This is a genomic window from Bradyrhizobium sp. RD5-C2, from assembly GCF_019972155.1.
Classification (GTDB): Bacteria; Pseudomonadota; Alphaproteobacteria; order Rhizobiales; family Xanthobacteraceae; genus Bradyrhizobium.
The window spans coordinates 282147-294917 of sequence record NZ_BOVL01000020.1 but is presented as its reverse complement, the minus strand read 5'-3'; the positions used below and the strand labels follow the sequence as shown (position 1 = coordinate 294917).

Here is a 12771-nt window from a genome sequence, read left to right as displayed (position 1 = left end):
GCCGGCCTACTTCAGCTTGCCGTCGGACAGGTCCATGATCATGCGCGTGGTCAGATACAGGCGCGGCACGATGCTGTTGATCTGCACATACTCGGCATCATTGGAGTGCGCGCCGAAGCCCGAGAGGCCCATGCCTTCAACCACGGCTCCCTTGGTCTTGAGGGCGGCAAACGCAGCGTCCGTGCCGCCGCCGGTGGCCCGCTCGGCCACGTTCAGCGGCATACCGAGGTCCTGATAGATCGTCTTGCCGTGGCCGGCCACGTGGCGCGAGGCGTCGTTGGCTTCGAGCGGCGGGCGGCGGACCTCGAACTTCACGTCCACCTTGGAGTCGGGCAACAGGCGGTTCTTGATCTTGTCTTGCAGCGCCGTCTCGAGCTCGTCGAAATCGGACACCTTGAGCGCACGCGCATCGGCCTGGGCGGTGGCTTCGGCGGGGATCACGTTGCGGTTGGTGCCGGACTTCGAAACCGTCCAGTTCAGCTTGAGGCCCTGCTCGGGCTTCGACAGGTCCTTCATCTGCAGCACCTGGTGCGACAGCTCATAGAGCGCATTCACGCCGCCTTCGGGCCTCGCGCCCGCATGCGACGACTTGCCATGCACCGTGAGGTAGGCCGAGCCGATGCCGCTGGTGGCGAGGCGCAGCGTACCGCTGGCGTCGCTGCCTTCGAACGAGAACACGGCATCCTGCTCTGAGGCGACGCGGGTGATGGTGCTGCGCCAGCCGGGCGAAGAGATCTCCTCGTCGCCATTGATGAGCACCGTGAGCGTGCCGTAGTCCTTGAAGTTGAGCTTCTGCAGCAGCGCCACGCTGTGGAGGATGGTGGCGATGCCCTGCTTGTCGTCGGCTATGCCGAGGCCGTAGGCCTTGTCGCCATCGACGCGGAAGGGCTGATCCTTCAGCATGCCCTTGAGATACACCGTGTCCATGTGGGCGATCAGCATGATCTTCGCGCTGCCGGTGCCCTTGAAGACGGCCTGCACGGCCGGGCCGATCTTCTCCGGCGTGTCGTCCAGGCGGTAGATGTCGGTGGTCTGCAGGATGTCCACTGTGCCGCCGAGCTCCTTGAGCTGGCCGGCGATGCGCGCGGCGATCTGGTTGAGGCCTTCGATGTCCTTGCTGCCGGATTCGATCTGCACGAGGTCGCGCAGGGTGTCGAGCAGCGGCTGCTGCTCCTGTTGCGCCAGTGCGCGAATGTCGGCCGTCGGCGCCGCATGTGCTGTGGCAGCGGCAAACGCCAGGCTGAGGGAGGCCAGGCCGAGGGAAACGACGAGCGGGCGAACGATTGAACGGGCAGGATGCGGTTGGGGCATGGTCGGCATCTGTGAGTTGGAGGACGATCCGTATCCCCGCGTCTTCACAGGACTCGACGCTGCCGTCAACGGTTCCAGCGTGCCCCACTTCCGCAAGAGCGTTTTCGAGCGAAGTGGACACCGGTTCGCGTAAAGAAACGCGTCAAAACAAGAATCTAGAGCTTCGGTTCTGATTCAATCAGAACCGAAAATGCTCTAGGCACGCGTCAGAAGCTGACGCCGGCTACTGCTTAGGTTGCCCGAAATCGAGCGGCGGCAGCTCGATCTGCGGCACCTCGATCTTCACCTTGTTGAGGTCGACATCGAGCGGCTTGTCGAGCAGTCCGGTGACGACGACAGGGAACGCGATCACCAGCGCCACCATGATCGCCTGCAGCCCGATCCAGGGCATTGCGCCCCAGTAGATGTCGGAGCTCTTCACTTCCTTCGGCGCCACGCCGCGCAGATAGAACAAAGCGAAGCCGAACGGCGGATGCAGGAACGAGGTCTGCATGTTGACGCAGAGCATGACGCCGAACCAGATCAGCGCGGCGTCGGGACCGACCACCGGCGCCAGCACCTTCTGCGCGATCGGCGCGATCATCGGCAGGATGATGAAGGCGATCTCGAAGAAGTCGAGGAAGAACGCCAGGAAGAAGATGAACAGGTTGATGAAGATCAGGAAGCCCCAGACGCCGCCCGGCAGCGAGGTCAGAAGGTGCTCGAGCCAGACGCCGCCGGAGACGCCGAGGAACACCACCGAGAAGCAGGTCGAGCCGATCAGGATGAAGGTGACCATGCAGGTGATGCGCATGGTGGTCTCGTAGCCCTGCTTGATCAGGTCGCGCAGGTCCGGAATCTTGACGGCCTCGGCGCAGATCCAGACCACCGCGGCGTAGGTGATCGCGAAGGCGAGCTTGAAGAGCAGGTTCTCGGTGTAGAGCATCGCGATGATGGTGCCGATGCCGCCGGCGATCACGCCTGTTATCAGCACCTTACGGCCGGTCGCGCTGAAATCCTTGTGGTGGATCGCGGCGAGCACGATGGCGCCGACCGCGCCCATGGCGCCGGCTTCCGTCGGGGTCGCAAGGCCCATCATCATGGTGCCGAGCACGACGAAGATCAGCACTGCGGAGGGGATGATGCCGAGCAGGCACTTCTTCCACAGCGCCCAGCCGGTCAGCGTGCGCGCCTCGATCGGCACCGCCGGCACATGGCTTGGCTTGAAGATGCCGAGCAGGAAGGTGTAGCCGGCGAACAGCAGGATCTGGAACACCGACGGGCCCCAGGCGCCGAGATACATGTCGCCGACCGACTTGCCGAGCTGGTCGGCGAGCACGATCAGGACGAGAGAGGGAGGGACGAGTTGCGTGATGGTGCCGGAGGCGGCGAGCACGCCCGTGATGTAGCGGATATTGTAGCCGTAGCGGATCATCACCGGCATTGAGATCAGCGCCATCGCGATCACCTGCGCCGCCACCGTGCCGGTGATGGCGCCGAGGATGAAGCCGACGATGATCACGGAATAGCCGAGGCCGCCGCGGATCGGGCCGAACAGCTGGCCCATCGAATCCAGCATGTCCTCGGCAAGCCCGCATCTCTCCAATATCGCGCCCATGAAGGTGAAGAACGGGATCGCGAGCAACAGCTCGTTAGACAGCACACTGCCGAAGATGCGGCCCGGGATCGCCTGCAGGAAGTTGAGGTCGAAGAAGCCGAGATAGATCGAGAGAAACCCGAACGACAGGCCGACCGCGGCGAGCGTGAACGCCACCGGGTAGCCGATCAGCATTGCAATGATCAGGCCGCCGAACATCAGTGGCGGCATCATCTCCAGCGTAATCGTCATTGCGTCGGCCTCTCGTACTTCGCGTCGATCGTCACATAGCCCTGCAGCGCGGCGATCCGCTTGATCACCTCGGAGACGCCTTGCAACGCGAGCATCACGAAGCCGGACGGGATAACGAACTTGATCGGCCAGCGCAGCAGACCGCCGGCATTGCCGCTCATCTCGCCGACCGCGTAGGCCTGGTGGAAGAACGGCCAGGACAGATAGGCGAGCAGCAGACAGGAGGGGATCAGGAAGAACAGGGTGCCGATCAAGTCGAGCCAGAGCTGGCCGCGTTCGGACAGCATCAGATAGAGGATCTCGACGCGCACATGCTCGTTGCGCTTGAAGGTGTAGGAGGCGCCGAACATCACGAGGATCGCGAACATGTACCACTGCGCCTCGAGCCAGCCGTTCGAGGAGTAGCTGAACGCGTAGCGGATCATGGCGTTGCCGGCGCTGACCAGGCAGGCGAGCAGGACGAGGAGATTGCAGATGTAGCCGATCTTCTCGTTCAGTCGGTCGATGGCCTGACTGAGTGCCAACATTGGGCGCATCACGATCTCCGCGGTCGCGCGATCTGCGCACCGAATATCTTCTCAAGCATCATCAGGCCGCCGCGCGCATGCGCACGGAGCCACGGCTCACCTTCAGGAGCAGTTGCAAGCGATCGTCCTCCCCCGAAATCCGCTTCCGCCGTTGTTCGTTGCTCTTGGCTGCCGGATCGTCGGCGGGTACCGACAGGGGCAGCGGCCTATCCGGCCGGGCGAGCGTGAAAGCCGGGGCACCAAATCAGCGCCGTCGAACGCCGTCAATCGGAAAATGGGCAAATTGACGGCGCGGCAAATCGTTGTCCCGCCTTGGTAATCGGGGGACGTCGCAGGCGTCGGCAGCGGGCTTTATAGCTAGCCGCCGGTGACGCTCATGTGGCGGCTGACGCTCGGGCGGTTGTGGCGGCGGTCGATGATGAAATCGTGCCCCTTCGGCTTCAGCCCGATGGCCCGGTCGATGGCCGCCGACAGCAGATCGTTGTCGTCGGAGGCGCGCAGCGGCCGGCGCAGGTCGGAGGCGTCCTCATGGCCGAGGCAGGTGTGCAGCGTGCCGGTGCAGGTGATCCGCACCCGGTTGCAGGATTCGCAGAAATTGTGGGTCATCGGCGTGATGAAGCCGAGCTTGCCGCCGGTCTCGGCGACCCGGACATAGCGGGCAGGGCCGCCGGTGTCGTCGGCGAGATCGGTCAGCGTGTAGTGCTTCTCGAGCCGCGCGCGCAGCAGCGACAGCGGAACGTACTGATCGATGCGGCCTTCGCCGATGTCGCCCATCGGCATCACCTCGATCAAGGTCAGGCCCATGCCCTTGCCATGCGCCCATTCCATCAGCGCGGGAATCTCGTCCTCGTTCATGTTCTTCAGCGCGACCGCGTTGATCTTGACCGCGAGTCCCGCCGATCGCGCCGCCTCGATGCCCGTCAGCACCTTGTCGATGTCGCCCCAGCGGGTGATGGCCCGGAATTTTACGGGGTCGAGCGTGTCGAGCGAGACGTTGACGCGGCGCACGCCGCAATCAGCCAGCTCCTGCGCGAAGCGCGCGAGCTGCGAACCGTTGGTGGTCAGCGTCAGTTCGTCGAGCGCGCCGGTCGAAAGGTGGCGCGACAGCGAACGCACCAGGCCCATCACATTGCGGCGGACCAGCGGCTCGCCGCCGGTGAGGCGGATCTTGCGCACGCCCTTGGCGACGAAGGCCGAGCACAGACGGTCGAGCTCTTCCAAGGTCAGCAGGTCAGCCTTCGGCAGGAAGGTCATGTCTTCCGACATGCAGTAGAAGCAGCGCAGGTCGCAGCGGTCGGTGACGGAGACGCGCAGGTAGCGGATCGTCCGGCCGAACGGATCGGTCATCGGACGAAACAGCGTGTCGGACTGCGCCTGCGTGGATCCGTTCATTCAACCCAAGCCTTCAAGCCAAGCCTTCAAACCAAGGCGTTCCCAGAGCGCCGGGCCGTGACGGGCCCCGCACACGCAATCTATGCATGTTGGCACGCCGTCACAATGCGTTCCAATGGATGATCCGCAACCTGCAACGCCAATTGCAAAGCGATAGGTGAGACAGATCGCGCGATGCATGATCGCAATCGCCGATGTGTCTCCACAAAATACAAAAACCCGGCTTTGGGCCGGGTTCTTGTGCAGTGCAATCTCGACCGGATAGGCGCAGCGTTGCGCGTCAGCGCGTGGGCGCGGCGGCCGGCGGCGGTGCCGCGGCATCCGGAGCGGCAGGAGCCGCAGCGGCAGCCGGCTTCGGCTTCTTCTTTTTCGGCCGCATCGCCTTGTGCCCGCGCGGCGGCGGGCCGGCGGGTTGCAACTCGGCGAACACCGGGCTCGGATCGAGCGTGGTGGTGGCCGGGCTGGTGAAGTCGCCGGGCGAGCGGGTCACCGTCACCGGCACCGTCGCCGGCTGGAACTTCGGCATGTTGAAGGTAACGGTGAAGTTGGCCTCCGGCGCCGGGATCGACACCGAGCAAGGCGTCTTGCAACCCGGTCCGATCGAGGTCACGGCGTCGGCGCCTTGCGGGGCCGAATCCAGTTGCACCTGCATCGGCGGCGGTGCCGACTTGAACGAATCCAATGAGAACGAAGAGCAGCCGGCCAGGCTCAGCCCAGCGGCCGCAATCACGATGGTACGACGCATGATCCACACTCTTACTGCGGCAATCAGCCACAATCCCCGGCGCGACCATAGGAGCGTCGGAACAGAGGTGCAACAGGGGGAGGTCTGTTCGTTAAGCGATGGTTAATGGAAGATTCGCATGGCAGATCATTGCCAAGCAATATCAATGTGTTGCGGAAAGATTATGCTGCGCCGAGGCTGGCGACGGCGTCCGGCAGATCGCGCATATGGCTGATCAGCCGGTCCGGCTTCAGCTCGGTCATCGGGACGTCGGTATAGCCGAAATCGACGCCGATCACCGGGACGCTGGCGCGCCGGGCGACCCCGACATCGGGACCGGCATCGCCGACCATGATGGCGCCGGGCAGCTTGCCGCCGGCACGGGCGACCGTCTCGCGCAGGAACGCCGGATCGGGCTTGGCGATACCGAACGTGTCCTGGCCGCATATCGCGGCAAAGCGCGGCGTCAGACCGAGCCGGTCGAGCAGCAGCTTCGACAGCCACTCCAGCTTGTTGGTGCAGACCGCGAAGCGATGGCCCTTGGCCGCGAGCCGATCGAGCGCGGCTTCAAGCCCGTCGAACGGGCGCGAGCCGTCGGCGATATGCTCGGCGTAATAGTCGATGAAATCCTTGGTCAGACGATCGAGGTCCGCGAGGCTAACCACGCGTCCGTCGACCTCGAGCCCGCGCTCGAGCAGCTTGCGCGCGCCGGCGCCGATCATGTTGCGCGCCGCCGACAGCGGAACCGGCCGCAGGCCTTCGCGGGCGAGCACATAATTCAGCGCGCTGATCAGGTCAGGCGCGGTGTCGACCAGCGTACCGTCGAGATCGAACACGATGATGGGGGGAGAGGAGGCGGACATCTGTTTCTGGCTATCGGGCAGCGCGGCGCGATGCAAGCGAAGATGCTAGTGTCCCGCAAAAAAGGGAGGCTCGGATGCGGGAACTTGCCGGAAAAGCCGCTTTTGTCACCGGCGCGGCCAGCGGAATTGGCCTCGCCATGGCAACCGCGTTCGCGCGTGAGGGCATGAAGGTGATGTTCGCCGATATCGAAAGTAGCGCGCTGGACAAGGCCGTCGATGCGCTGCGGGCCGGTGGCGCGGATGTCCATGGCGTGGTCTGCGACGTCGCCGATCCTGCAAGCGTCGACCGCGCGGCAGAGGCATCGTTCCGCACCTTCGGCAACGTCCATGTCGTCTGCAACAATGCCGGCGTCGCGGGTGGCGGCGGCATCGACCAGATCTCGGTCGACGACTGGCGCTGGGTGATCGACGTCAACCTGATGGGCGTCGTGCACAGCATCAGGAGCTTCCTGCCGCACACCCGCGCGCACGGTGAGGGCGGCCATATCGTCAACACCGCCTCGATGGCCGGCATGAATGCCGGACTCGGCTTCAGCCCGTATTCGGCGGCCAAATTCGCCGTCGTCAGCTTGTCCGAAGGGCTTTCGGCGCAACTGAAGCCGCTCGGGATCGGCGTCAGCGTGCTCTGTCCGAGCTATGTGCGGACCCGGATCGGCGAGAGCGGGCGCAATCGCCCCCAGCACTACGGACCGCCCCGCCAACTCGACCCGGCAAGCCCGATGGCCGCTGTCGTCGCCGAGATCGCGCGCCGGCTGGAAGCCGGTCTCGATCCGGCGTCGGTTGCCGCCCGCGTGCTGGCCGCGATTCACGACGACCAGCTCTATGTTTTCACCCACCCCGGGATGCGGGCCGAGGTCGAGGACCGTTTTGCGGCGATTTTGGCCGCGATGGATGCCGTTTCGGCCTAAAGACGGGCCCGGATGGCGCTATTCCTGCCCGTGAATCGAGGCTAGATATGCGCCCGCCGGGCGGCCGATGGCGCGCCCGTAAGGGACAACCGAGGGCTATCGGCCGTGGACATGGACGCACTGAAACGCCAGGCGGCGGCGCGCGCGCTCGAAGAAGTGCGTGACGGCATGACGCTTGGGCTCGGGACCGGGTCGACCGCCAAGCATTTTGTCGAGCTGCTCGGCGAGAAGGTCCGATCAGGCATGAAGGTGATCGGCGTGCCGACCTCGGAGGCGACCCGAGCGGATGCGATCCGTTGCGGGGTTCCGCTGACCACGCTGGACGAGGTCGATCATCTCGACCTCACGATCGACGGCGCCGACGAGATCGACCACGCGCTCAATCTGATCAAGGGCGGCGGCGGCGCACTGCTGCGCGAGAAGATCGTGGCAGCCGCCAGTGATCGCATGATCGTGATCGCCGACGACAGCAAATGGGTCGACGTGCTCGGCCGCTTTCCGCTGCCGGTCGAGGTGATCCCGTTCGGGCTCGCCGCGACCCAGGCCGCGATGACGCGGGCGTTCGCCGAGGCCGGCGTGTCCGGCCAAATGATCATCCGTAAGGGCAAGGACGGTCACGTTTTTGTCACTGATGGCGGCCACTGGATCGTCGATGCCCATCTCGGCCGGATCGGCGACCCGCCGCGTCTCGCCGGTTTGCTCAGCGTGATCCCGGGCGTGGTTGAACATGGTCTGTTCATCGGGCTCGGCAGCGTCGCCGTTCTGGCCGGCGCACAGGGAATTCGGGTTGTTGAACGGCGATAGCGCCGCAAGCAAGGAGACTTGGAATGAAGCGTTTTTCGGGACTTTTGTCGGCAGCGGCCCTGGCGGCTGGACTGGCGCTCGCGGCCGCACCGGCCATGGCGCAGCAGCAGCTGCCTCCGATGCCCAAGGTCAAGCAGTCGACCCCGGCGGCGATTGCGGCTGCCAAGGAAATCCTGACGATGAAGAACGTGGCGGTGATGTATTCCGGCGCCGTTCCCGGCATCATCGAAAAGACCAAGACCGGTCTGCTGCAGCAGTACCTGAACTACCAGAAGGATCTCGACGAGGTCGCGGTGATCGTCGCCAAGCAATTCGCGGGCGGCGAGAAGGAGATCGGCGACGGCATGGCGCAGATCTACGCCGCCGAGTTCACCGAGCAGGAGCTGAAGGACCTCGTGACGTTCTACAAGACCCCGCTCGGTCAGAAGCTTTTGACCGCGGAGCCCACGGCAATCAACGGATCGCTGCAATATATGCAGCAGTGGGCGCAGCAGTTCGGCGTGATCGTCAACGGCCAGTTCAAGGCCGAGATGAAGAAGCGCGGCAAGGATATCTAAGGCGGTTGCCACCTCGCCCCGCTTGCGGGGAGAGGTCGGCACGTAGTGCCGGGTGAGGGGGACTCTCCGCGAATTGGATCGTGGAGAGAGCCCCTCACACCAACCCTCTCCCCGCAAGAGCGGGGCGAGGGAGCAGGAAGAAAGAAGGTTGCCATGGCCGAGTTTGACGTCGACCTGTTTGTCATCGGTGGTGGTTCGGGCGGCGTTCGTGCCGCCCGCATCGCCGCCAATTATGGCGCGAAGGTCATGGTCGCCGAAGAGTACCGGATGGGCGGCACCTGCGTGATCCGCGGCTGCGTGCCGAAGAAGCTGTTCGTGATCGGCAGCCACGTCCACCAGGAGATCGAGGACGCGGCCGGCTTCGGCTGGAGCATCGGTCAGGTCTCGTTCGATTGGGCGACGCTCGTTGCCAACAAGGACAAGGAGATCGCCCGGCTCGAGGGCGCCTACACCACCAATGTCGAGAAGTCGGGCGCCAGGATCGTCAAGACCCGCGCGGTGCTGGAGGATGCCCACACCATCCGCCTCGCCACCGGCGAGAAGGTGACGGCGAAATACATCCTGATCGCCACCGGCGGCGCGCCCAATCACGGGCCGGCCGTTCCCGGCATCGAGCACGTGATCTCCTCCAACGAGGCGTTTCATCTGAAGGAGCTGCCGAAGCGGATCGTGATCCAGGGCGGCGGCTACATCGCGCTGGAATTCGCCGGCATCTTCGCCGGCTTCGGCTCCGACGTCACCGTGGTCTACCGCGGCGACAACATCCTGCGAGGCTTCGACGAGGACGTGCGCAAGCATGTCCGCACCGAGATGGAGAAGCGCGGCATCACCATCATCACTGGCTGCACGGTGGCGAAGGTCGACAAGCACGGCAAGGATTACACCACGCATCTGTCCAGTGGCTCGAGCATCGCCTCCGACCAGGTGATGTTCGCGATTGGCCGGCATCCCAATGTCAGGGGTCTCGGGCTGGAGGCCGCCGCCGTCGCCATCAATCCCGCCAATGGCGGCATCCAGGTCGACGGCTGGTCGAAGACCTCGGTCGACAATATCTACGCGGTCGGCGACGTCACCCACCGCACCAATCTGACGCCGGTCGCGATCCGCGAGGGGCATGCCTTCGCCGATACCGTGTTCGGCAAGCGCCCGGTGCAGGTCGACCACGCGACGATCCCGACCGCGGTGTTCTCGCAGCCTGAGGTCGGCACCGTCGGCCTCACGGAAGAAGAGGCGCGGGCGCAGTACAGCCACGTCGACATCTACAAGACCGATTTCCGCCCGATCAAGGCGACGATGTCCGGCCGCGACACCCGCGTGCTGATGAAGCTCGTGGTCGATGGTTCGAGTGACCGCGTGCTCGGCTGCCACATCGTCGGCGATGCCGCCGCCGAGATCACGCAAGCCGTTGCGATCGCCGTCAAGATGAAGGCGACCAAGGCGGACTTCGACGCCACCGTCGCGCTACATCCGACCGCCTCGGAAGAGCTGGTGACGATGCGGACGCCAACCGCACGCCACGTCCGCCAGGCGGCGGAGTAGGGTACACGCGATCCGGGGTGATCCTGCGACCCGGAGGGAGAGATCCCGATGAGGTTTCTGGCGCTCTTGCTGATCATGCTCGCGGCGCCGGATCTCGCATTTGCCGAGGACGCCGTATTCAAGGTCGGCGTCACCACGCGCGATTTCATTCCGGCCGAGCCTTACGACTGGCGCGGCGCCGGGACGCATGTGCTCCGCGCCGTGATCTGGTATCCAGCTGCGGCCGATGCGCACGAGCAGCCGCAATGGATCGGGCCACGCCTCGTCCCGTTCGTCAGCACCGGACGCGCCGCACCTGATGCGGCGCCGGCAGCGGGGCCACCACGTCCGCTTGTTCTGCTGTCCCATGGCTTCGGCGGCCTCGCGACCGATCTCGCCTGGCTCGGCGCGGGGCTTGCGGCGCACGGCTTCATCGCCGTTGCGGTCAATCACCCCGGCAACAATCGATCCGAGGACAGGACGGTCGACGGTTATGCGCTGAAGTGGCTTCGCGCCGTCGACCTCAGCCGGGTCATTGACGCCATGCGCACTGACCGGACCTTCGGCGACCGGATCGACCCGGCGCGGATCGGCGCTGTCGGCCATTCCTACGGCGGCTACACTGTCATCGCCATCGCCGGCGGCATCACCGATCCGGAGCGGACTCAGGCATTCTGCCGCTCGCCCGCCGCGGACGCGTTGTGCACGTCACAGCCTGGCGCGACGGAACTGCGCCAGAAGAGCGTGATACGCCTGACCACCGATCCCGATTTCCGGCAGCGGTACAGCCTTGGTGGCCAGTCCTATCGCGATGAGCGCGTTCGCGCCGTGTTCGCGATGGCGCCGGGGCCGGTGCCAGCCTTCACGCCGGAGAGTCTTGGCGCCATATCGATCCCGGTCGCGATCGTCGCGGGAAGCGCCGACGAGATCACGCCGCCGGCCTCGGGCGCCGAGGCGCTCGGCAAGGCTATTCCCGATGCGACGCTGAAGCTGTTTCCGCGCGCGGGCCATTTCGTCTTCTTCGACACCTGTACACTGGTAGGGCGTCTGGTGATCGGGACCGTATGCCGCGATCCCGACGGCACAGACCGCGACGCGGTCCATGCCGAGACGATCGGCCTTGCGCTCGATTTCTTCACCGCAAGCTTGCGCTGAGCAACCGCGGCGCCTTGGTGCGGCTCTCGCGGGGGGACGGAGCGAGCCCTGCCTGAAAGTCCAACGCCGCCCGCTTAAAATACATGCGAGCGGCGTTGTCTCTAGCCCCAGGAAGGTGATGGCAAAATCCTGATAACCTTAAGTCTGTGGGAGCGCGCAAAGGTTTCATACCTCAAAAGGGGTAGGTGGGCCTCCGCAAGACAGCGCGCTGTCGGCGGCCGCATCGGGTCGCGGGAACTAGGGCACCCTTGCTGACGCGCATAGGCCGCTCTTCGCGCGCGCTCAAATCAGACCCAGCTTCCGGCAAATGGCCTGCGCAACGGCGCTTGTGCACGGATGGCAGCGCGGCGATCTCGCGCGCCTTGGAACCTTGCGCTATGCTGGCAGTTCCACTCCAAACAGTTTGATGTCTCAAATTGAGGGAGCCGCCCATGACAGGCCCAACCGAGCAGGAGATTCGGACCCGCGCCTACGAATTGTGGAAGGACGCTGGCGAACCGCCGGGCCAGATGGATCAGCTCTGGTACAAGGCCGAACGCGAGCTGCTCGAGCGCAAGGCCGCCAACGGCGAGGCGCATTTCGAGGTCAACGGGCACAACGGAACGTATCCGGAGAAGTTGAGGGGCGTGCATTGAGTGCGTCGCGCGCCTGAGCTAACGAGCCCGGCAAGCTGGCCCGGACCCGGAGGCATCATGAGCGACGCGATCGATCTTTCGCAGAAGCTGTCGACATTCACCGATCACTGGTCGCCGCGCACCGTCGCGCAATTCAACGCCTGCGACGTCATGGTGGTGAAGGTGCAGGGCGAGTTCGTCTGGCACAAGCATGACGACACCGACGACTTCTTCCTCGTGCTGAAAGGCGTGCTCGACATCGAGCTGCGCGATCGCACCATCACATTGCATCCCGGCCAGATTTACATCGTGCCGAAGGGCGTCGAGCATCGACCCGTCGCAAGGGAAGAGGTGCATCTGTTGCTGATCGAACCGACGGGGACGCCGAACACAGGTGATAAGGCGACGGCTGCGCCTCGGAAGGTGGTGTGAGATCGGTGCCGGGCCCCAAGAGGTGAGAACCAAGAATGCGCTTACGAAATAAACAATAATCAATTTCGCTGCTTCGCCGCAGCAACCATGCTCGGCTAGTACCCGCAACCGGCACAAGTCGGTGTCCGAACTGTCATC

The 12771-nt window shown here is 64.7% G+C and carries 13 protein-coding genes; 7 read left to right on the top strand and 6 right to left on the bottom strand.

Features of this window, described 5'->3' with window-relative positions; all coding sequences use genetic code 11:
• Positions 1 to 6: 6 nt before the first annotated feature.
• From BraRD5C2_RS26305 to BraRD5C2_RS26280, 6 genes are all read right to left on the bottom strand, one after another.
• Positions 7 to 1311: a M20/M25/M40 family metallo-hydrolase gene (locus BraRD5C2_RS26305; protein ID WP_223973400.1), complete on the bottom strand. Its 1305-nt coding sequence runs from the start codon at positions 1309 to 1311 to the stop codon at positions 7 to 9.
• Positions 1312 to 1534: 223 nt separating this feature from the next.
• Positions 1535 to 3139 (bottom strand): TRAP transporter large permease, encoded by a 1605-nt coding sequence (locus BraRD5C2_RS26300; RefSeq protein WP_223973398.1) that lies wholly within the window; start codon positions 3137 to 3139, stop codon positions 1535 to 1537.
• Positions 3136 to 3675 (bottom strand): TRAP transporter small permease subunit, encoded by a 540-nt coding sequence (locus BraRD5C2_RS26295; RefSeq protein ID WP_223973396.1) that lies wholly within the window; start codon positions 3673 to 3675, stop codon positions 3136 to 3138. The genes BraRD5C2_RS26300 and BraRD5C2_RS26295 overlap by 4 nt, the downstream gene beginning before the upstream one ends.
• Positions 3676 to 4023: 348 nt before the next feature.
• A complete protein-coding gene (moaA, locus tag BraRD5C2_RS26290) occupies positions 4024 to 5058 on the bottom strand; it encodes a GTP 3',8-cyclase MoaA (protein WP_223973394.1) in 1035 nt (344 codons plus the stop codon).
• Between the two features lie 280 nt (positions 5059 to 5338).
• Positions 5339 to 5803: a hypothetical protein gene (locus BraRD5C2_RS26285; RefSeq protein ID WP_223973392.1), complete on the bottom strand. Its 465-nt coding sequence runs from the start codon at positions 5801 to 5803 to the stop codon at positions 5339 to 5341.
• 161 nt (positions 5804 to 5964) lie between these two features.
• Positions 5965 to 6645, bottom strand: coding sequence for an HAD hydrolase-like protein (locus tag BraRD5C2_RS26280; protein ID WP_223973390.1), 681 nt, complete (start codon positions 6643 to 6645; stop codon positions 5965 to 5967).
• A gap of 74 nt (positions 6646 to 6719) precedes the next feature.
• Here BraRD5C2_RS26280 and BraRD5C2_RS26275 point away from each other — a divergent pair, with 74 nt between their 5' ends.
• From BraRD5C2_RS26275 to BraRD5C2_RS26245, 7 genes are all read left to right on the top strand, one after another.
• On the top strand, positions 6720 to 7553 hold the full coding sequence (locus BraRD5C2_RS26275; protein ID WP_223973389.1) for an SDR family NAD(P)-dependent oxidoreductase: 834 nt from the start codon (positions 6720 to 6722) through the stop codon (positions 7551 to 7553).
• A gap of 105 nt (positions 7554 to 7658) precedes the next feature.
• Positions 7659 to 8357, top strand: a complete 699-nt coding sequence (rpiA, locus tag BraRD5C2_RS26270) for a ribose-5-phosphate isomerase RpiA (protein ID WP_223973387.1) — start codon at positions 7659 to 7661, stop codon at positions 8355 to 8357.
• Positions 8358 to 8380: 23 nt separating this feature from the next.
• Positions 8381 to 8914: a DUF2059 domain-containing protein gene (locus tag BraRD5C2_RS26265; RefSeq protein ID WP_223973379.1), complete on the top strand. Its 534-nt coding sequence runs from the start codon at positions 8381 to 8383 to the stop codon at positions 8912 to 8914.
• 153 nt (positions 8915 to 9067) lie between these two features.
• The gene (gene gor, locus BraRD5C2_RS26260) at positions 9068 to 10453 is read left to right on the top strand and encodes a glutathione-disulfide reductase (RefSeq protein WP_223973377.1); all 1386 of its coding nucleotides are present in this window, start codon (positions 9068 to 9070) and stop codon (positions 10451 to 10453) included.
• 48 nt (positions 10454 to 10501) lie between these two features.
• Positions 10502 to 11587 (top strand): alpha/beta hydrolase family protein, encoded by a 1086-nt coding sequence (locus BraRD5C2_RS26255; RefSeq protein ID WP_223973375.1) that lies wholly within the window; start codon positions 10502 to 10504, stop codon positions 11585 to 11587.
• Positions 11588 to 12018: 431 nt separating this feature from the next.
• Positions 12019 to 12222 carry a DUF2934 domain-containing protein gene (locus tag BraRD5C2_RS26250; RefSeq protein WP_223973373.1) on the top strand — a complete coding sequence of 68 codons (204 nt, stop codon included), beginning with the start codon at positions 12019 to 12021 and terminating at the stop codon, positions 12220 to 12222.
• 57 nt (positions 12223 to 12279) lie between these two features.
• Positions 12280 to 12633 (top strand): cupin domain-containing protein, encoded by a 354-nt coding sequence (locus tag BraRD5C2_RS26245; protein ID WP_223973370.1) that lies wholly within the window; start codon positions 12280 to 12282, stop codon positions 12631 to 12633.
• The last annotated feature ends 138 nt before the right edge of the window (positions 12634 to 12771 follow it).

Bases quoted from the DNA above. Each gene is read 5' to 3' on its own strand.
- BraRD5C2_RS26305 (WP_223973400.1), bottom strand. From the start codon at position 1,311: ATGCCCCAACCGCATCCTGCCCGTTCAATCGTTCGCCCGCTCGTCGTT.
- BraRD5C2_RS26300 (WP_223973398.1), bottom strand. From the start codon at position 3,139: ATGACGATTACGCTGGAGATGATGCCGCCACTGATGTTCGGCGGCCTG.
- BraRD5C2_RS26295 (WP_223973396.1), bottom strand. From the start codon at position 3,675: ATGCGCCCAATGTTGGCACTCAGTCAGGCCATCGACCGACTGAACGAG.
- moaA (WP_223973394.1), bottom strand. From the start codon at position 5,058: ATGAACGGATCCACGCAGGCGCAGTCCGACACGCTGTTTCGTCCGATG.
- BraRD5C2_RS26285 (WP_223973392.1), bottom strand. From the start codon at position 5,803: ATGCGTCGTACCATCGTGATTGCGGCCGCTGGGCTGAGCCTGGCCGGC.
- BraRD5C2_RS26280 (WP_223973390.1), bottom strand. From the start codon at position 6,645: ATGTCCGCCTCCTCTCCCCCCATCATCGTGTTCGATCTCGACGGTACG.
- BraRD5C2_RS26275 (WP_223973389.1), top strand. From the start codon at position 6,720: ATGCGGGAACTTGCCGGAAAAGCCGCTTTTGTCACCGGCGCGGCCAGC.
- BraRD5C2_RS26265 (WP_223973379.1), top strand. From the start codon at position 8,381: ATGAAGCGTTTTTCGGGACTTTTGTCGGCAGCGGCCCTGGCGGCTGGA.
- gor (WP_223973377.1), top strand. From the start codon at position 9,068: ATGGCCGAGTTTGACGTCGACCTGTTTGTCATCGGTGGTGGTTCGGGC.
- BraRD5C2_RS26255 (WP_223973375.1), top strand. From the start codon at position 10,502: ATGAGGTTTCTGGCGCTCTTGCTGATCATGCTCGCGGCGCCGGATCTC.
- BraRD5C2_RS26250 (WP_223973373.1), top strand. From the start codon at position 12,019: ATGACAGGCCCAACCGAGCAGGAGATTCGGACCCGCGCCTACGAATTG.
- BraRD5C2_RS26245 (WP_223973370.1), top strand. From the start codon at position 12,280: ATGAGCGACGCGATCGATCTTTCGCAGAAGCTGTCGACATTCACCGAT.